18 protein-coding genes are annotated in these 18,922 nt (G+C 63.3%); 7 read left to right on the top strand and 11 right to left on the bottom strand.

Annotation, left to right across the window (positions count from 1 at the left end; translation table 11 throughout):
• Window positions 1-168 precede the first annotated feature (168 nt).
• Genes ACI2JO_RS04240 through cyoD form a run of 4 tightly spaced genes read left to right on the top strand, consistent with a single transcriptional unit; the run spans window position 169 to window position 4,293 of the window.
• Window positions 169-1,242 (top strand): COX aromatic rich motif-containing protein, encoded by a 1,074-nt coding sequence (locus ACI2JO_RS04240; RefSeq protein WP_404719481.1) that lies wholly within the window; start codon window positions 169-171, stop codon window positions 1,240-1,242.
• Window positions 1,243-1,255: 13 nt separating this feature from the next.
• The gene (gene cyoB, locus ACI2JO_RS04235) at window positions 1,256-3,259 is read left to right on the top strand and encodes a cytochrome o ubiquinol oxidase subunit I (protein WP_404719480.1); all 2,004 of its coding nucleotides are present in this window, start codon (window positions 1,256-1,258) and stop codon (window positions 3,257-3,259) included.
• A gap of 3 nt (window positions 3,260-3,262) precedes the next feature.
• Window positions 3,263-3,910, top strand: a complete 648-nt coding sequence (cyoC, locus tag ACI2JO_RS04230) for a cytochrome o ubiquinol oxidase subunit III (protein ID WP_404719479.1) — start codon at window positions 3,263-3,265, stop codon at window positions 3,908-3,910.
• On the top strand, window positions 3,910-4,293 hold the full coding sequence (cyoD, locus tag ACI2JO_RS04225; protein WP_404719478.1) for a cytochrome o ubiquinol oxidase subunit IV: 384 nt from the start codon (window positions 3,910-3,912) through the stop codon (window positions 4,291-4,293). Before cyoC ends, cyoD begins: the two co-directional genes overlap by 1 nt.
• Window positions 4,294-4,307: 14 nt before the next feature.
• Here cyoD and ACI2JO_RS04220 read toward each other — a convergent pair whose 3' ends face one another.
• Window positions 4,308-4,448: a hypothetical protein gene (locus ACI2JO_RS04220; protein ID WP_404720366.1), complete on the bottom strand. Its 141-nt coding sequence runs from the start codon at window positions 4,446-4,448 to the stop codon at window positions 4,308-4,310.
• Between ACI2JO_RS04220 and ACI2JO_RS04215 the strand changes: the two genes are divergently transcribed.
• Complete coding sequence (locus ACI2JO_RS04215; RefSeq protein WP_404720320.1) at window positions 4,383-4,997, top strand: SURF1 family protein; 615 nt, start codon at window positions 4,383-4,385, stop codon at window positions 4,995-4,997. The genes ACI2JO_RS04220 and ACI2JO_RS04215 overlap by 66 nt on opposite strands.
• Here the strand turns inward: ACI2JO_RS04215 and ACI2JO_RS04210 are convergent.
• Window positions 4,983-5,300: a helix-turn-helix domain-containing protein gene (locus tag ACI2JO_RS04210; protein WP_404720319.1), complete on the bottom strand. Its 318-nt coding sequence runs from the start codon at window positions 5,298-5,300 to the stop codon at window positions 4,983-4,985. The genes ACI2JO_RS04215 and ACI2JO_RS04210 overlap by 15 nt on opposite strands.
• Before the next feature lie 479 nt (window positions 5,301-5,779).
• Window positions 5,780-6,664, bottom strand: a complete 885-nt coding sequence (locus tag ACI2JO_RS04205; RefSeq protein WP_404719477.1) for a LysR family transcriptional regulator — start codon at window positions 6,662-6,664, stop codon at window positions 5,780-5,782.
• A gap of 95 nt (window positions 6,665-6,759) precedes the next feature.
• Here ACI2JO_RS04205 and ACI2JO_RS04200 point away from each other — a divergent pair, with 95 nt between their 5' ends.
• On the top strand, window positions 6,760-7,854 hold the full coding sequence (locus tag ACI2JO_RS04200) for an aldo/keto reductase (RefSeq protein WP_404719476.1): 1,095 nt from the start codon (window positions 6,760-6,762) through the stop codon (window positions 7,852-7,854).
• Window positions 7,855-7,919: 65 nt separating this feature from the next.
• Entirely contained in the window at window positions 7,920-8,321 is a 402-nt protein-coding gene (locus ACI2JO_RS04195) for a VOC family protein (RefSeq protein ID WP_404719475.1), read from the top strand.
• A gap of 98 nt (window positions 8,322-8,419) precedes the next feature.
• Here ACI2JO_RS04195 and ACI2JO_RS04190 read toward each other — a convergent pair whose 3' ends face one another.
• The 8 genes from ACI2JO_RS04190 to mobF form a co-directional block, all read right to left on the bottom strand.
• Window positions 8,420-9,193 (bottom strand): alpha/beta fold hydrolase, encoded by a 774-nt coding sequence (locus ACI2JO_RS04190; protein WP_404719474.1) that lies wholly within the window; start codon window positions 9,191-9,193, stop codon window positions 8,420-8,422.
• Between the two features lie 149 nt (window positions 9,194-9,342).
• Complete coding sequence (locus ACI2JO_RS04185) at window positions 9,343-10,518, bottom strand: zinc-dependent alcohol dehydrogenase (protein WP_404719473.1); 1,176 nt, start codon at window positions 10,516-10,518, stop codon at window positions 9,343-9,345.
• A gap of 162 nt (window positions 10,519-10,680) precedes the next feature.
• Window positions 10,681-11,313: a tyrosine-type recombinase/integrase gene (locus ACI2JO_RS04180; RefSeq protein WP_404719472.1), complete on the bottom strand. Its 633-nt coding sequence runs from the start codon at window positions 11,311-11,313 to the stop codon at window positions 10,681-10,683.
• A gap of 188 nt (window positions 11,314-11,501) precedes the next feature.
• Window positions 11,502-12,161 carry a hypothetical protein gene (locus ACI2JO_RS04175; RefSeq protein ID WP_404719471.1) on the bottom strand — a complete coding sequence of 220 codons (660 nt, stop codon included), beginning with the start codon at window positions 12,159-12,161 and terminating at the stop codon, window positions 11,502-11,504.
• Window positions 12,158-13,012 carry an HAD-IA family hydrolase gene (locus tag ACI2JO_RS04170; RefSeq protein WP_404719470.1) on the bottom strand — a complete coding sequence of 285 codons (855 nt, stop codon included), beginning with the start codon at window positions 13,010-13,012 and terminating at the stop codon, window positions 12,158-12,160. Before ACI2JO_RS04170 ends, ACI2JO_RS04175 begins: the two co-directional genes overlap by 4 nt.
• A gap of 178 nt (window positions 13,013-13,190) precedes the next feature.
• On the bottom strand, window positions 13,191-14,165 hold the full coding sequence (locus ACI2JO_RS04165; RefSeq protein ID WP_404719469.1) for a hypothetical protein: 975 nt from the start codon (window positions 14,163-14,165) through the stop codon (window positions 13,191-13,193).
• Window positions 14,158-15,627: an N-6 DNA methylase gene (locus tag ACI2JO_RS04160; protein ID WP_404719468.1), complete on the bottom strand. Its 1,470-nt coding sequence runs from the start codon at window positions 15,625-15,627 to the stop codon at window positions 14,158-14,160. Before ACI2JO_RS04160 ends, ACI2JO_RS04165 begins: the two co-directional genes overlap by 8 nt.
• Before the next feature lie 352 nt (window positions 15,628-15,979).
• Window positions 15,980-18,922 carry a MobF family relaxase gene (gene mobF / locus ACI2JO_RS04155; RefSeq protein ID WP_404719467.1) on the bottom strand — a complete coding sequence of 981 codons (2,943 nt, stop codon included), beginning with the start codon at window positions 18,920-18,922 and terminating at the stop codon, window positions 15,980-15,982.

Genomic DNA, 18,922 nt, shown 5'->3' with positions numbered 1-18,922 from the left:
CTTGGTAGCACCGTTGTGGAATAGGACAAAATGACCGCAGTCGCCAGAACAACACACGATATGGGCTGATCCATGGGCAACGATAGATTCCGATCCCTTCGGGCGCGTGCCCTCAGTCTGGCTGCCCTTCCGGCGCTTCTTGCCCTGGGGGCATGTTCGCGAGAGAGGTTGATCGTCCTGTTCCCGGCTGGCGATGTTGCCGTTCAACAGCGGGATCTGCTCGGTTTCGCAACGCTGCTCATGCTGGTGGTGGTTATCCCGGTTATCGTGATGGCGATCGTCTTTTCGCGCAAGTACAGCGCACGGCGAGGCGGACATAACTATGATCCGCACTTCGATCATTCGACCGGACTCGAGCTGGTGATCTGGTCAATCCCGCTGCTTATCATCACCATCATCGGTGCCGTTACCTGGAGGAGCACGCACCTGCTCGATCCATTCCGGCCGCTCGACCGGATCGCCCCGGGCAAACCGCTGCCGCCTGGCACCAAGCACTTCGAAGTCCAGGTGGTCGCCATGGATTGGAAGTGGTTGTTCATTTACCCCGAACAGGGGATCGCGACGGTGAATGAGCTGGCGCTGCCGGTGAACGTGCCCGTGCGCTTCTCGATGACCTCGACGAGCCAGTTCAACACCTTCTACGCACCCACCATGGCAGGCATGATCTATGTGATGCCCGGCATGGACGCGAAGCTCCACGCCGTGCTGAACAAGCCGGTGGAGAGCTTCGGATATTCGGGCAACTACACCGGGCGCGGCTATTCGGACATGCGCTTTGCGCTCCACGGGCTCCCGCCAGCCCAGTTCAACGAGTGGGTAGCGCGGGTGAAGGCACGCGGCGGGCTGCTGCAGGCGGCGAACTATATCCAGCTTGAAAAGCCGAGCGAGAAGGTGCCGATGATGCGTTTCGGCGCTGTCTCACCAGGCCTGTATAGCCGAATCCTCAACCGTTGCGTCGAGGCCGGCAAGCCATGCGTCGCTGATGTGATGATGCATGACATGATGCGGGGTGGCTCGGGTGTTCCACAGAATAGGGGCGGTATGCCCCTGAACGGGCAAAAGCCTGTCCCTGCCTTGCAGAAGGCTCCGGAGGACAAGGGTTCGGGACCTAACGTGACCAAGCCCGAGAAGCCGGGCTCGCCACCCGGACAGCTGAAACCTGGGGACCAGCGAAACCGCGATATGTCCAGCCTTTCGCCTCTTTCCATTCCAGGCGCGCGCTCAGCCGCGCGCTCCGTCTGACATGAGCATTCCCATGAGCGACAGCCTCGCCAAGACCATTTTCGGCCGACTGACATGGGAAAGCTTCCCGGTCCACGAGCCGATCCTGCTGACCACCTTCATCGTCGTGCTGCTGCTCGGCGCCGGCCTGGTTGGTGTGGTGACGAAGTACCGACTGTGGGGCTGGCTCTGGCGCGAGTGGTTCACCACGGTGGACCACAAGAAGATCGGTATCATGTACGTCATTCTGGCGATTATCATGCTGCTGCGCGGCTTCGCCGACGCGCTGATGATGCGCGCGCAACAGGCGGTCGCGTTCGGGGACAATCCCGGCTTCCTGCCAGCGCATCACTACGATCAGATCTTCACCGCGCACGGGACGATCATGATCTTCTTCGTCGCGATCCCGTTGGTATCGGGGCTGATCAACTTCGTCATGCCACTCCAGATCGGCGCGCGCGATGTTGCCTTCCCGTTCCTCAATTCGCTGAGCTTCTGGCTCACCGTCGCAGCGGCATTGCTGACCATGGTGTCGCTGTTCGTGGGTGAGTTCGCTCGCACCGGCTGGCTCAACTACGCGCCGCTCTCGGAGCTAGCCTACAGCCCCGACACAGGCGTGGACTATTACCTCTGGTCTATGGAGCTGGCGGGCCTCGGCACAACCTTATCCGGCGTCAACATGGTGGCAACCATCCTCAAGATGCGTGCGCCGGGCATGACCATGATGAAGATGCCGGTGTTTTGCTGGACCGCGTTCTGCAGCCAGATCCTGTCGATCGTCATTTTCCCGGCGCTGACGGCAGCTTTCACCCTGCTGCTGCTCGATCGCTACGTCGGGACCAACTTCTTCACCAACGAACTCGGCGGATCGCCGATGATGTACTGGAATCTGGTCTGGATCTGGGGACACCCAGAGGTGTACGTCCTGATTCTCCCCGTCTTCGGCATCTATTCGGAGGTGACTGCCACCTTCTGCGGCAAGCGGCTCTTCGGCTACACCTCGATGGTCTACGCGACCGTCGTCATCCTGATCATGTCGTATCTCGTCTGGCTGCACCATTTCTTCACAATGGGGGCGGGACCGAGCGTCAATTCGTTCTTCGGCATCGCCAGCATGGCGATCGCGATCCCGACAGGGGCCAAGATCTTCAACTGGCTGTTCACCATGTACAAGGGCAACATCCGATTCGAGGTGCCGATGATGTGGGTGGTCGCCTTCATCATTACGTTCGTGATCGGAGGTCTGACGGGTGTCCTGCTCGCCATCCCGCCTGCCGATTTCGTGCTTCACAACTCGCTGTGGCTCGTGACGCATTTCCACAACACCATAATCGGCGGCGTCGTGTTCGGGCTGTTCGCCGGCATGGTCTACTGGTTCCCCAAGGCGTTCGGATTCAAGCTGGACCCGTTCTGGGGCAAGGTGGCTTTCTGGGGCTGGGTCGCCGGCTTCTGGATCGCCTGGATGCCGCTCTATATTCCGGGCCTTTACGGCGTGACCCGGCGCGTGAACCACTTCTACGATCCTTCGCTCCAGCCCTGGTTCATCGTTGCATTGCTCGGGGCGGTGGTGATCCTGATCGGTATCCTTGGCTTCGTGATGAGCATCGTCATGGGCTGGGTGAAACGCGACCAACTGCGCGACACGACGGGAGACCCGTGGAACGGCCGGACGCTGGAGTGGGCGACTTCCTCCCCGCCGCCTGCCTACAACTTCGCATTCACGCCCGTCGTGCATGACTTGGATGCTTGGTATGACATGAAGGACCGGGGCTACCAGCGCCCGACCAATGGCTATCGTCCCATCCACATGCCCCGCAACACGGGAACTGGAGTAATCCTGTCAGGCCTCGGCTTGGTGTTCGGCTTCGCCATGGTTTGGTACATCTGGTGGCTCGCCGCGATAGCCTTCGTTGCGCTGCTCGCGGTGGCAATCGGGCACACCTTCAACTACAATCGCGACTACTTCATTCCTGCCGATGAGGTTGCGCGGATCGAAGGCGAGCGCGAGCGGCTCGCAACGTCAGTGGCGGGAGCCTGATCGATGTCTGCGCAAACGATGACCCCCGAGGCGGAAGCGGAGGCACGCGCCGTCACTTGGCACCTGGCCGAGGAGGAGGATCACGATCACGGTGGTGGCGGCGCGACGCTGCTGGGGTTCTGGATCTACCTGATGACAGACGCGCTGCTGTTCGGCGCTGTATTCTCTGTTTTCGGAGTCCTCAGCACCGCTTATGCCGGTGGCCCCATACCACGTGAGATCTTCGACCTGCCGCTGGTTGCGGTGAATACGGGGCTGCTGCTGCTGTCCTCGATCACCTACGGCTTCGGCATGCTGCAGATGGAGGCGGGCCGCACCCGCGGGGTGCAAGCCTGGCTGTTGACCACCTTTGTGCTCGGCGCGGCATTCGTAGGTATCGAGATCTACGAGTTCAGCCACCTGATCGCAGAGGGGGCAGGCCCGGGGCGTAGCGCCTTCCTGTCGTCCTTCTTCGGGCTGGTAGGCATGCACGGCCTCCACGTGACGGTCGGTCTGGTCTGGATTGCGACCATGGTCGCGCAGGTGGGCATCCACGGGCTCAATGCAGACAATAAGCGCCGTCTTCTTTGCCTTTCTCTGTTCTGGCATTTCCTGGACATCATCTGGATCGGCGTCTTCACCTTTGTCTACCTGTTTGGAGTGACCCGCTGATGGCTTCGTCCAACGGCAACCGCGATGCGGAGTTGCACAGCCACGGCGACACGCATGGCCACGGCTCTTACCGCGACTACATCGTCGGCTTCCTCCTCTCGGTCGCGCTCACCTCCGTGCCCTTCTGGCTAGTAATGGCGGGAACCCTGAGCACAGGGGCAACCCTGGCGACCATCTCCGTGCTCGCGGTGATCCAGATCATCGTCCATGTGCGCTTCTTCCTCCACGTCGACACGCGCAGCGAGGGCGGTTGGACGCTGATATCGTTCATCTTCACAGCGATCATCGTCGTGATCACGATCGGCGGATCGGTCTGGGCAATGTACCAGATGAACTCGAACATGATGCCGACCAGCGTCGAGAACATGACGGAGATGAACTGACTCCCGTGGTCGGATCATCCACGAGATGGAAGCGCCGCCTGTTCGCGGCGCTCCTTCTTCTCGTAAGCGGTGTCGCGGTCGCGCTCGGAATTTGGCAGATAGAGCGCCGCGCCTGGAAACTTGAGCTGATCGCGGCCGTGAATGAGCGAGCGCATGCGACCCCATCCCAAGCACCTGGGCCTCCCGCATGGGGCGAGATCACCGCCGAGAGGGACGCCTATCGTCGTGTCAGGGTCACGGGCCGGTTTGATCACACCCATGAAACCAAGGTTGTAGCAATTACGGGTCGCGGCTCGGGCAATTGGCTGTTGACGCCGCTTAAAACCGACGCCGGCTGGACGGTGCTGATAAACCGCGGCTTCCTACCCGACGGAGTTCCGCAGATGAGCCGCCCTGACGGAAAGGTCACCGTAACCGGTCTGCTGCGCGTGACTGAACCCAGGGGTCAGTTCCTGCGTGCTAATAGCCCGAGAGCTGATCGCTGGTTCTCGCGCGACGTGAGGGCCATCACTGCGGCGCGCGGGCTAAGCGGCAGTGCGCCATACTTCATCGACGCCGATGCCACCCCGAATGCTGGCGGCTATCCGGTCGGCGGCCTGACTGTGACCACCTTCCGCAATGCACATTTGAGCTACGCTCTCACCTGGTTCGCGCTCGCCGGTCTGAGCCTTCTGGGCTTGCGGCTACTCCTACGTGACCGCTGACGAGCTTTCGACTGCGGTTCTGCTTGATCGTCGTTGCGGGCTCAGCCTGCTTCCTACCGACGGGTTGAAGCGCACGCCGGCACCGACCGCTCGACGTTCGGGGAGAAAGGTGATGCCAGCATTCTCTAGGGCGCTAGTGATCAAGCTGAGATTGGTGAGAGTCGTCATGCGTATATCCCGCTCGAAATTCACAAGCGTCGTTCGTGCGACGCCGGCCCTCCTGGCGAGCTCTCCTTGGGTCCAATTCAGCATCGCGCGCGCTGCTCTGCACTGGGCAGACGAAATCACGCTCACTCGGGCCATATCGTCACCCTGGGCTTCCAGATCGTGTACCCGCTTTTTCGAACCTTGCATGTGATGGAAATCGAGGCAACGCGCTGGGCCATCAGAGGGCGTTAAAAAGGCAGCTTCTCGTCGATGGCAACCTCATCATGTCCGGTCTATTTACGCTTCGCGAGGCTGCGGTGACGCCCAGCCGCATCCTTAGCAACCTGCACGATCAAGCGGTCAAGCATGAGGTCGAAGACGTCTAGTTTAATCTGCTGATCTTTAGCGCCGTTGGGCTAATCACTGTTACATCGTAGCGTGTCAAACCCAACGGTTGTGACACCACGTACCGGCGGCTTTCGACCGTTCCAATCCTGAAACCTGACTGGCAGGAAAGTCCCCAATCCAAGCCGTTCCCGAGCGGCTGTCGCCGCCTCCAAGAGCGGAATGAAGCCACATGAACAAGCGTCGGGTTTCGGCGGTTGCGATTTGGTCGCCGAATGACCGGTTGTGGGTCACAAGCGAAGCGCGCTGATCAATGCGCGCAGAGCAGGAGTGACCCGGCGGTCGGGGTAGTAGAGGCGGCACCCCGAATAGCTCGGGCACCAGGCAGCGAGTACCTGGAGGAGCCGGCCGTCCGCGATCTCGTCGGCCACGTCGTGCTCCATCATGTAGCCGAGCCCGGCGCCGGCGCGCACCGCCGCCGCTGACAAGACTTCGTCGTTGACGATGAGCTGCCCATGGACCTTCATCCTGAGGTCCCTGCCTCCTTTCTCGAACTCCCAAGGCAGCAGCCCGCCGCCGCCGAGCAGTCGGTAGTTGACGCAGACGTGGCGATCGAGGTCCGCCGGCGTCTCAGGCGCAGCGTATTGTGAGAAGTAGGTGGGCGTGCCGACCACGACGGTGCGCAGGTCCGGACCCACAGGCACGGTCACCATGTCGCGCTCGACGGCCTCGCCAAGGCGGATGCCTGCGTCGAAGCCACCCGCCACGAGGTCGATCAATCGGTCCTCGACGATGACCTCGACGGATACGTCGGGGTGGTCGAGCAGGAACTGGGGCAGCCGCGGCGCCAGGATGGTTCGCGCCGCGTAGCCGAAGGTCGTGAGCCGCACGGTGCCCGAAGGCGCGCCGCGCCAGTCCGCGAGCGACGCGAGACCGTGAGTCACCTGCGCCAGCGCGGGGTCGAGCGAGCGCAGGAGCTGCTCGCCTGCTGCCGTGGGCGCGACCGAGCGGGTAGTGCGGGCGAGGAGCCGGACCCCGAGCCGCTCTTCCAGCGCCTTCATGGCGTGGCTCAGCGCCGACGGCGAGAGGCCGAGTTCGGCCGCCGCCCGCGTGAAGCTGCGGTGTCTGGCGACGCTGGCAAACGCCGCGAGATCGTCGAGGTCACCGCGTCGCATTGATGCATCATGCTCATAAGCCTTTGCTGTCCGCAACGGCTAATCGGGCGGTCGGCGTTGCCTTACCTTCATCCCAACACAAGGAGTGACGAGCCATGGACATGACCAACTATCGCACGCTGGGCAACTTGGGACTCGCGGTGAGCCCGCTGGCGCTGGGCACGATGACCTTCGGCGCCGGCCGCTGGGGTGCCGATGAGGCGGGATCGCGCGCGATCTTCGACGCCTACGCCGGGGCGGGCGGCAACTTCATCGACACCGCCGACGTCTATTCGGGCGGCGAGAGCGAGGCGATGATCGGCCGCTTTCTGCGCGAGCGCGGCAGCCGCGACCAATTGGTGATCGCCACCAAGTCCGGCTTTCCGCGCGGTGAGGGCAATCCCCTGGCCGGTGGCAACTCGGCGCGCAACATCCGCGATGGTCTCGAGGGATCACTGAAGCGGCTCGGCAGCGGTTACATCGACATGTACTGGACGCATGTCTGGGATCGCACGACGCCGGCCGAGGAGGTGCTGCGCGCGCTGACCGACGCGGTGCGCCGTGGAGACATCCTCTACTACGGCTTTTCCAATGCACCGGCATGGTATGCCGCGCAGATTGCGACCCTGGCGCGTGCCCACGGACTGCCCGAGCCGATCGGGCTGCAATACAGCTACTCGCTCATCGATCGCGGCGTCGAGCTGGACCTGGTGCCCGCCGGACGGGCGCTCGGGCTCGGACTGGTGGCGTGGAGCCCCCTCGGCTTCGGTATGCTGACCGGCAAGTACGGGCGGGAGAAGCTCGCCGACTTTGGTCCGGCGGGGGGCGTCCCGAACAAGGCGGGCGAACACGCCGGCGGCAGCGACGGACGTCTCAACGGTGACAATCCCTATGGCGGAATGCTGTTCACTGAAGCGAACTTCCGCATTGTCGACGAGCTGCGCGCCGTGGCGGAGGAGATCGGCCGCCCAATGGCGCAGGTGGCGCTCGCCTGGGTGGCGGGCCGTCCAGGCGTTGCCTCGGTGCTTATGGGAGCGAGCCGGCAGGAACAGGTGCAAGAGAACGCGGCTTCGCTCGACATTGTGCTGTCGCCGGAGCAGCTGAAGCGGTTGAACGCGGTGGGGGCGCCGCCGACGCTGAACCCCTACTTCATCTTCGACCTGCCTCGCGAGAGCATCTTCGGCGTAAGCTCCGTCGGGGCCTGGAGGTAGGGCGCTTAAGCCAGGTTGGGGCGGTCAACGTTGGATCGCCGCTCGAAATGGGGCAGCGTCACCGGATGTCGCAGCGCCTCGCCATGACCGCCCTCCTCGTCAACGACTACGACGAGGCAATCTCCTTCTTCGTAGGGAAGCTCGGCTTCGAGCTGCGCGAGGACACCACGCTGACGCAGGGCAAGCGATGGGTCGTGGTCGCACCGCCCGGTGCGGCCGCCGGGCTGCTGTTGGCGGAGGCCGTTGGTGAGCGGCAGCGAGCGGCGGTGGGCGACCAGAGCGGCGGCCGCGTGTTCCTGTTCCTCGAGACGGACGACTTCACCCGCGACCATCTCGCCTACACCGAACACGGAGTTCGGTTCGTCGAGCGACCACGCCGCGAGGCCTACGGTACCGTCGCTGTGTTCGAGGATCTGTACGGGAACAGGTGGGACTTGATCGAGCCTGTCGCCCTGCCGCAGCTCTAGGATCACCTCTACGGCGACATAAACGGATGACAAAATGTGACAAACGAACCGAGCGCTTCAAATGACCTCAAATGGGTAGGCGTTACACCCCGCTACTTTCACAGCGTAGCTCTGAGGATGACCTCGACTGTCTCCTCCGGCATGTCCCACATCGGAAAATGACCGCTGGACTCGAACCAGTGCAGCTCTGCGGACGGGAACGCAGCTATTGCGCGCGCCGCCTGACCCGGCAGGCAGAGCCTGTCGTGCCTGCCCCATCCGATCACGATCCGGCCAGTGCTGTCGGCAGCAGGACCGATCTGCTCGGGCCCGGCCGCAAGGTCATGGACCAGCGCATCGAACGTCTGTGTCGTACTGAGACCGGTCAACTCGGTCGCCACCATCTGCGGATCAAGCGCCCAGGGATGCGCGGACAATTGGGCGAGCAGGGCAGTGCGCGAGGCCGCGTTACGGCTCAGCGTCGGCAGGGCGGGTCGGATCGCCCGCAACAATCGGCCGGAGACACCGATCGTTGTCTTGAAGAAGCTACGCTCCCAGCCACGCCAGAATCCACCCGGGTCGAGCGCGACGACGTTGCCGACCATACCGCGTCGAGCGAGTTCAAGCACGATCCGGGCGCCCATTGAACTGCCGACCACATCAATCCCGGTCAGCCCGTTCTCCACGATGTAGCGCTGAACGCTGCCGACTAGCCCGTCGAAGGTCCCACTATCGAGTTGGGCCGGGGTCGCGCCATGTCCGGGCAGGTCGATCGCGATCACCGTTCGACTGGCGCCGAGCGAGTCTAGAATGGGACTCCATGATCGCGAGCTTCCGCCCAGACCGTGGACAAGCAGCATTTTGCGGCCGGAGCCGCGGTTGATCTGGTGCATCTCGTTCCATTTCGGTTATCTGAAACAACTCAACGAGCACCGTCCGTGCATGGCACCAGTTAATCTGCGAGCTGCCGTGCGCCGGTCGTCGCGGCGTGCGATCCTCAAAGAGGGATCGCACGCCGCCACGACGATGAGGGATGCGCCGCTCAGCCGTGCGGGCGCATGACCACCTTGATGACGCCGTCCTCCTTGTCGCGGAACTTGGCGTACATCTCGGGCGCGTCCTCGAGGCTGGCAGGATGGGTGATGACGAAGCTGGGGTCGATCTCCCCGGCCACGATCTTTTCTAGCAGCGGCTTGGTGTAGCGCTGGACGTGGGTCTGGCCTAGCTTGATGGTCAGCCCCTTGTTCATCGCCGCACCGATCGGCAGCTTGTCGCCCAGCCCGACGTAGACGCCGGGTACCGAGACAGTGCCGCCCTTGCGGCAGCTCATGATCGCCTGTCGCAGCACGTGGACGCGGTCGGTGGCGAGGAACATCGACGCCTTGACCTTGTCCATGACTGCATCGGCCGCGCCGTGTCCGGCCGCCTCGCAACCCACCGCATCGATGCAGCTGTCCGGGCCGCGTCCCTTGGTCCGCGCCTGCAGTTCGTCATAGACGTCGGTCTCGGCGAAGTTGATCGTCTCGGCACCGCCCGCCTCGGCCATCGCGAGCCGCTCGGGCACCTCGTCGATCGCGATGACCCGACCAGCACCCATCATCAGCGCGGAGCGGATGGCGAACTGGCCGACCGGGCCGCAGCCCCAGATCGCCACGGTATCGCCATGCTCGATCTGCGCGTTCTCGGCGGCCATGTAGCCGGTCGGGAAGATGTCCGACAGGAACAGCGCCTGGTCGTCGGTGACGTTGTCGGGGATCTTGATCGGGCCGATGTCGGCCATCGGGACACGGAGATATTCTGCCTGGCCGCCGCAATAGCCGCCCAGCATGTGGCTAAAGCCGAACAGGCCGGCAGGCGAGTGGCCCATCGCCTTGGCGGCCATCTCGGCATTGGGGTTGGTCCGGTCGCAGGCCGCGAACAGGCCCTTGCGGCAGAACCAGCAGTCGCCGCAGCTGATCGTGAACGGCACCACGACTCGGTCGCCGATCTTGAGGTTAGTCACCTCGGACCCGAGAGCGACGACTTCGCCCATGTTCTCGTGGCCCAGAATGTCACCCGCCTCCATCGTTGGCTGGTACCCGTCGAGCAGGTGTAGGTCCGACCCGCAGATCGCGCAGGCGGTGACCTTGATGATCGCGTCGCGCGGATGCTTGATCTCGGGGTCCGCGACCGTGTCGACGCGGACGTCGCCCTTACCGTGCCAGCATAGTGCGCGCATGTCTCTTCTCCGTCGGGGCAGGAGCTCCGCCAGGATCGGAAAAGCGACTGAACCAACTCAACGTCTCTGACCACGGAACGGGCTCGTACCCATTCGTCTATGTTAACAACGTTCCGGTTTAAGCAGCGATCGGCGACGCCGGAGCGCCCGCAACTGGTCCGCTCAGACCTCTGTGCGTTCGGCCAGTTCCAGAGCGTCCTCCACGTCTACGCCTAAGTAGCGCACCGTACTGTCGATCTTGGCATGGCCGAGAAGGATCTGAACGGCGCGTAGGTTGCCAGTCGCCTTGTAAATGATCGACGCTTTTGTGCGCCGAAGCGAGTGCGTCCCGTAATCCTGAGCCGGAAGGCCGATGCCGACCACCCACTCGTGCACGAGGCGGGCATATTGCCGCGTACTCATGTGAGCCATATAATCGTTTCGGCTTGGGAAGATGAAGTCGTTCAGTGTCCCGCCGCGTCTTTCCAACCATGCCCGCATCGTCTTACGTGCGGTGTCCATCAGCTCGAACTGGACCGGTCGTTTGGTCTTCTGCTGAACCACGACGGCGCGGTCACGTACGCGCCCGCCGGAAACTACATCGCCAATCCGCACCCTGACCACATCACAGCCGCGCAGCTTGCTGTCGATGGCAAGATCGAACAGCGCTCGATCGCGCAGTCGTCTATGCTGGTCGAGCCAGAAGCGAATGGCCCAGACCTGTTGCTGTTTCAGCGCTCGCTTCGCACCGATAAGCCGGCCTTCGTTCCAAGGTCGAAGTTCGTGAAAGGCGGGGTCCATCGGCGAGTGACCCATCGATCGTCTCCATCGGGCCGGATCGGCCGATCGAGCGTACGCAGGCGCGGTAAATCTGCGGTTCGTAAATGTGGTTGGTCGGCCATCGGTGATGCTGAACAAGCGGCCGGTTTCAGGTAGCGTTTGGTGGTCTCTGAGCGGCCGGAAGTGGGTCAGAGCGGGCATGTGCTAGTTTACGAAAGGTCGTTTCACTTCGACTTTATGTCAATGTCTCCGGCGGCAGTCGCGTTGGCCACGCCAGGATCAACCAGGTCTCCCGGCACAATCGGCTTCGTAGGACTCGGACTCGGCACAGGCGCACTATCCGCGGAAGAAGGGATTGATCGCGTGACCGAAACGGGTTGTGGCCGAATTCCAATGCCCAGGCTCGCACCGACGATGAGCAACGTCAGCACCAGCACGAGGTAAAAGATGTCCATCTTGGTCTTGGAATGGATCCGCGTCCCAACCAGCCAAAGCTTGAACGGGCTCTTGGCGGAGATCTGCGATCCTAGGTCGACTTTATAACCGAGATCCTTGAGGGCAGTCTCCGCCTCAATACCTGCCTGGACCGAACCGTCGAGCAGACGATGGTACCAGAGCCGGTCCATGAAGTAGAAGGCGAGCAGGGGAAAGATCGCGGACACCACGATCAGACCGGCCATGGAGACCTCCCAGCCGAAGGCGTTTAGGATGCCTCCGTCTTTGATCGCGTAGCCGCCCAATCCCAAGAAAGCGCCCGTAACAATGAGGGCAAAGTTACGAATGCGCAGCTCAAGATCGTTAAAGTGCTGCTGCACGTCGACAATCTTCTTCCAAATCTCGATCTGCCCCGCGGCCATGGGCGGCGTGGCGGCCGGATCAGTCATGAGCGCACCTCGAACAGCGGCAGTATTTGCGCGAACTCCTTATCGAGGACATGCGTTGGCATCAGACCGCCCGGCTTAAGCGCGTGGCGCTCGCGCTCCACCATCTCCGGTGTCCAGTGCGTCACTCTCCGCAGCAGCTCATATTCGGGTTTGTGCTGACTGGCGCCATAGAGCGCGTGGACGTCAGCGACGCCCGCCTGCTGAGCCATAAGGATGTCTTTGAGAATGTTGTCGCCCACGTAGACGACCTCCTCGATCCTGGCGCCTAGGTCGGCGATGATCTGGACCAGGATGTCGGGATTGGGCTTCACCTCGCCTTCGGGAGTGTGATGGTGGACCGTGTGAGTGAAGCTGTAGCTTTCGGGTGCATAGAAGCGCGCGCTCGCCGTTCCATCGGGCATGCTGTGGTCGGCGGGCGAGTAGAGGTAGTCGACCAGCCCATCGAGGCCCAACTTGCGAAAGCGATAGCTGGTGTAGAACGCCTTTGACTCGGTGAAAGCGGCGATGAGGACGCCAGATGCCTTCAGGGTCTTCAGCGTGTCCTCTACTGTGGGATAGAGCTTGAGCACTCGGCGCCGTGCGGCGCGGAATGCGTCTATTGCCGGAGCCATGACCGTGACCACATCATCGCCATAAAGCTCACGCAGGCACGGCAGCTCCTCCAGTAAACGCGAATACTCACTAGTGCCGTATTTCTGGTGGATTACGCTGCACTGCGCGTAGAACTCGTCGGGATCGACGTCCGAGATTTCGAGAACCTTGTCAGTCATCGCCGAGAAGGTTTCATACCAGAGTTCCTGCCAATCGAGCAGGGTATTGTCGACGTCGGTGATAAGTACGCGCTTTTTCACAGATTTTATCTTTCCCCACCGGGCAGGGAAGTTGGCCTGTCCGCGCCTGAATGCGGTGCCGATTTAGGCGAGCAGGCGCGGCACGACAACCGCACCAAGCGCGGCGCCACAGCCCGGTATGTCGTGCCCCGCTTGCTGAGCGACCGCTGCGGCCAATCTGTCCGTATCGGATTGTACCTCACTCTGAACAGCGGACCGGATAGTCGATCTCTGGAAATCCTTGATCCGCCTCGAGGGCAGGGGACTCCGGTGCCCACTCCAGTCGTTGGGTGACGCTCTTGAGGTCGGGCGCTGCGTAAACAAACCGTTCGTCGTACCGCAGATACAAGGTCTCGAAGAACTGCTCGAGCCGCAACAGGCTGTCCTCCGCAGGATAGGTCGGCAACAGCGCGCCAAGATCGGCATCCGCCATTTCGACAAGCGCAAGCGATACCGCCTCGTACCGTGACACATCGTTGCGGATGCCGCGCCGGCCTGTCAGCTCACGCAGGGCCGAATGGAAGCGGATGATGCTTTCGACCGGCTCGCCGCCCACCGCCATGGCGATATCATTGGCCTTGAGCTGCTTGGAGGGTGGCGCGTCTTCCTCAGCGGCAATCGCCGCGGCTTTCTCTATGAGCCGGTTGGCGCGGATTACGAACAAATAGCCGAATACCATCGCCGGATAGGTGATGTGCAGGTTGGTGCACTCGCCGATGGTCTCTTCCATGCGGTTGGTGAGATTGCGGAACGCGCCGGTCATCCCTTTGCAAGATACCGCGAGGACCGGGCCCAAGCCTGGCTTATTAACCACCACGTCGACGTTCTTGGTCTTCAGACCGCCCAGCACGGTCGCCTCTCCGCCCTCGGCGACGGAGGGATCATAGGCGAGGTGCCACTTGCCCTTGCGCTTTTTGAAGGTGAACGGCGGGCGCGGCGTGATTTCCTCAGGGCGAAAACCGCCTTCGATCACCAGCCGGCAGGCGACATACCAATGCAGCGGCTTGATATGCTGCTGGCTTTGCGTCGCGCCTACATAGGAGGCGAAATGCGCAAGCGCGTCGCGCTGGTTCGTCCACTGGCAGGTCTTCGGGAAGGTGGGATCGTCCGACGGCTGCGCCGCCGCATCTTCCTCGTCCGGCAGTTCCGGATCAGGCAGGTCGGGGTCAGACATAGTGGCGCCAGCGCTGCATCGTTGTCACGGCGTCGGCCAGCGCATCTCCGCCAAGTTCCGGCGCCAGTTCGTCGGCGGCCACCAGGATCCGCGTCGCTTCGCGCGGCTCCAGCTTGAGCATACCCCCACCAAGCGGATGCCCCTCGATCTCCCGGCTGAGCGCCACGAAATCACCCATCCAATGCTCCGCGACGCGCTGCATGGCCTTGGCGTCGCGCACGCGCACCCCATGCACCGAGTTGGTGCAGGTCGCTCCGCCTGAATTGCGCACGAGATTAGCCGAAACGCCCGACATATAGCTCAGGAAGTAATCGGGCTTATGCACGTCGGGTACCGAGAACCAGGGCTCGCGTACCCGGCATTTATAAGCCTCGCGGGCCTCACGGCCGGCTTCGCTGTCAAGGTAACGCCGCACCTTGGCGGGCAAGTCGGCGACCGGCGCCTTCGGCAACTTCAGGAGCATGTACGGTTCGTCGTCGGCATGCCATTGCTGAAGCGTGCTCTTGGTCAGCTGCTTCGCAGGCAGCGCGCGACCGTTGCGCACCGTCGGGTGAAGAAGCTCGGCCGGAATGCCGAGCTTCTTGGCCATTGACGGCTTTAGATGGAAGAAGTCGTTGGCGCCCGAGACATAGCCAATGCCGATCTGCGCAGCCGCGCCGAAGCGCAGCGACTTCGGGTGCGCGGCGGCGCGGGCGTACAGCGCCCGGACGGAGGCGGGCAGCACGAACGGCCGCAGCCGCCGGCCCCAAATCTGGCGCCATTCGGTGACGAGCACGTCTTCACCCTCGCTGGGCGGATGCTTGGCCTTGCTGGGCTCGAACCGGTCAACCGCCGTGAAGCGGATGCGATCCGTCTGCCCGCCATGCCCATTGGCGTAGAGCAGCCAGCAATCCTCGGAGAGATCAGGGAACAGTTTGCCGCGGACCGCTACCACCTGCACCATGGCGAAGTTTGCGACCAGATATTCAAGCAGCGGCGAGGCGTAGGGCGCATGCCCGATCTCGGCCGGTACCACAAACGCCATCCGGCCGCCGGGCTTGAGCAGGCCTGCGGTCGCGACCAGGAACGGCGCCCAGGACGAGGCGAGCCCGTTGAATTCGGCGCCGAGCCCACGGCACAGACCCAGCGCGCGGGCGCGGACCGGGCCCTTGAACGTCTGGTAGCGGATGAACGGCGGATTGCCGGCGGCGCACTCGAAGCGCTCCGACGTCTCGCTCGCCCAGGTGAAGAAATCACCTTCATGGACCAGAGCCCAGGGAGCGCGCTCCATGGCGTTCGCGGCCGAACGCGCATCCTGCTCGATGCCGACGCTATTGCGATGGCTGGCTAGGAATCGACCGTCGCCACAGGAGGGATCGAGCATGCGGTCGGTCGGATCGTTGACGGCCCACCGGACCAAGGCTGAGACCACGGGATCGGGTGTGAAATAGGCGCCGCTATGCTTCTGGCTGAGCGGTACCATTAATCAGAGCCCGAGAGGTAATGCACAACGTCGACCGACACGAATCCCCCGATCACCGGATAGCCCGACGTCTTGTGCTTGCATAAGCAGCGAGGATGCTGCCGTCGAGCGCCGTCGACGAGGGACCCTCCTCACCAGACCGCATCAGTTCTCTATCTGTTCTCACCGTAGGGCGCAAGCTTCGAAGTTGGGGGGGTCGGAGGGAGCCGTACTAAAGCTCCGTGCACTGGATCAGACCGGAAGCTGCAGTTTGGGCAGGGGACGTCGGCCAGTTACCGGTCGTGCCTATCCGAAGGTAGATCTCCAATCCCGAACAGGCAAAAGGCTCGAGGACAACTTCAGCACGCTCCGCTTAGATCCCGATCTCGAAGACTTTTCCACGACCGGTGTCGATATCGAGCGCTTTCTCGGGTGTAGTGGTCGGCTTATCAGCCCCGCTATCCTTGCCTTCGTTCGCCGCACCCGGTGCTCCAGTGCGAGGGATGCTGCCGGCAGTCTCGAGTGACGAGGTCTTGCCGCCAGCGTTGCGAACAAGCTGACGCTGTAGGCCATCGGCGTGATCAACGATCAGGGTCAGCGTATCCCGAAGCCGCGTGACCGTGACCAGGAAGGTCTGCTGGTTGACGAGCTTGGTATCGCGCGTTTCCATCACCGCGATGCCGGCGTCGGAGGTCAGCCCCTGCGCCATATGGGCGTTCAGCGCATAGGCGAGATCGAGCCGCTGCAACATTGGATCGTCACGCTTCAGGTCCAGCTTCACGCCGAGTGAGGTCTCGATGCTGACCACGCCACGATCGATCCCGACGATCTGTGCCCGGTCCGCATTGAACAGCCCCCGGTTATGGTCGCTCGCCGTCCAGCGAATGCGATCGCGCTCATGGATCGTGAGATCCTTGCGCTCGTACAACTGCAGCCCGGTATCGCGCGTGGGTCTGAGCCGATCAGGCCGGAACGTCCGCTCCTTTGCATCGGCCCCGCGCACCCGGACCGTGCCCGCGGAGGCATCGACCGCGACGACCTCGGCGCGACCCTTGGCGAGCCGAACTCCGTCGCGGCGTTCCGACACATCGAGCACCATGCCGGGAGCATAGTTCTGCGCGTACCGCAGTTCCTCATTGGTGACATTGACCCGCTCCAGCACGATCAGGGCGAGGCTAGCGGGGCCGATCTCGCCGCGTGCCAACAAGCCTTCCTGAACCGTGCGATTGATGTCGCCCCGCAACCGTCGACCAGATGCATAGATGGCGGTGTGCGATCGTTCGTCCGGTGCCAGCGCCAGCCATCTTTCCGCAGCTTCCTCAGCACCGCGTCCGGGTGCCTCGATCGTAAAGGGCTTCAGCGCAGTCATGGCCTGCTCGACATTGCCGATCTGCGCCGCTGCCGCAGCCGTTTTCACGGTGTCGCCGCGCGCGCGGATGTTCTGCGGCATGTGTGCGGTGGTCGCGCCGGCCTGCTGCATGACCGAGAAGGGTTTGCCCGCATCGATCGCGCCGAGCTGGCGTGCGTCGCCCACGAACGCCATCCGCCCGACGCCGAGCAGATTGGCGAGATCGACCAGCTTCAGCTGATCGGCATTCGACAGCATCGAGGCCTCGTCGACGAGAATGGCGGTGCCGCCGAACGTCGCCCGCGCCTCGGTCAGCGCGCCCGGGTCTGGGCGCTCGCTAAGCAGCGGCGCATTGGCTCGCAGGAACCGGGCAACGGTCATCGACCGAATGCCGGTCTCGCGTTCGAGCATCTGGACGAGCGTGTTCTGGACGGCGAGTCCCAGCACCTTCTGGCCGCTCTCCTCGATGAGCCTGGCGGCGGGCGCCAGCATGCTGCTCTTACCCGCGCCCGCAACTCCCTGGACGGCGATGATGCGGTCGGTGGAGGACAGCAGAAGGACGCCCGCAGCCTCCTGACCGGGGTTGAGCACGATCCCTGAGTTGAACTGCGCCTTGTCCCGCAGCGCGGCACCTGCGTCGCCAAGAGGCAGGAAGCTGGTGCCGGCGCCGCGCCCTGTACCCACGGCCGAGAGGATCCGTCGCTCGACCGCGAGACCCTGCGCCGTGGTCATCATGTCGTCGGCGTGCCCGGTGCCAGGGACGAGCTGACCCGCTCGCGCGAGGGCAGCCAAGCGCGCCTCAATCTGGGCCATCCCCGTAGGCAGGCCTGTGTCCAGCGCAGCCTTGTAGATGTCGGTGGTCTTGAAGGCGGCTTCGCGCTGCTCGAGGTGACGCAGCGCAGAGGCCACCGAATGCGCCGCGGCGACCTCTGCCGGGCCCTTGGAGCGCATATTGCGGGGCAGATATGGATCGGACCTGGCGAGGCCGAGCCGATCGGCCAGCGCACTGACGAGCTCGCGACCGCGTGTCGTCGCGACACCCGCAGCCTGTGCCAGACGCTCCCACGGAGATGGCGCGGCACTTCCCCGCGCCCGGGCTTGCTCGATCAGTTCGGGAAGGTCGAGACCGGCTGATCGGGCGCTCTCCCGCCAGCCCTCATAAAGCGATTCACGGTCCGCAACGGGCGCCTTCCTGGACCGCGTCATCAGCGTCGCGGCGGCGAATGCCTCCGGGGTCTTCTGCGCCATCTCGGCGACCTTGGCGAGGATCTGCTGGCGTCGCGTGCTGAACGCCATGATCAGGTTGCGGCCGATCCCCTCGGCTTCGAAATTGCCGTGCTTGCCGCGGTCGCCAACGGCGTAACCCAGCGCCTCCACCTTGTCGCGGAAGCTCGCCATCGTCATCGCGTTGAACAGGGTGTTCAATGACCAGAGCTTGTCGTTGTGCAGTGCGCGCCACTTGCCATCCGGCCCCTGGGTGGCGTTCGCGACAATAGCGTGGAGGTGGGCCTGCGGCTCCTGTTCCCGGCTGGTGTCGTGCTCGAAGAAAGCGACGATCAGGTTGCCGGTGGCGACCACCTTCTCCTTGCCCTTGACCTCCATCCGGGCTTCGGCGGCGTTGCGCTCGGCCCACCCGAGCGTCTCCTTCACCGCCGCGCGATAGGCGTCGAGGATGCGCCGATCGCCGCCAACGAGCGCAAGCAGCGACCAGCTCTTGGGCAGCGAGAAGGTGAGGTCGATGCCGGCGCGGTGGCGCTCGAGGGTGCCGACCTGAGATCCATCGGGGAGGCTGCCCTTCAGCAGCGCCTCGAACGTCTCCTTGTCGACATTGCCGGTCAGCCCGAGCGCTTCGGCGCCCTTGCCAAACCACTCGCCCGACGTCTCCGCTTCGCCCGGCGAGTAGTAGTTATCGGCGGCGAAATAGCCAGCGGCGCCTTTAGCGGAACGGACGGTTGCGACCGACAGCAT

Origin of the sequence: Sphingomonas sp. NPDC079357 (assembly GCF_044901155.1) — a bacterium.
Lineage (GTDB): Bacteria > Pseudomonadota > Alphaproteobacteria > Sphingomonadales > Sphingomonadaceae > Sphingomonas.
The sequence above is the reverse complement of the archived record's forward strand: the minus strand, read 5'-3'. Positions and strand labels throughout refer to the sequence as shown.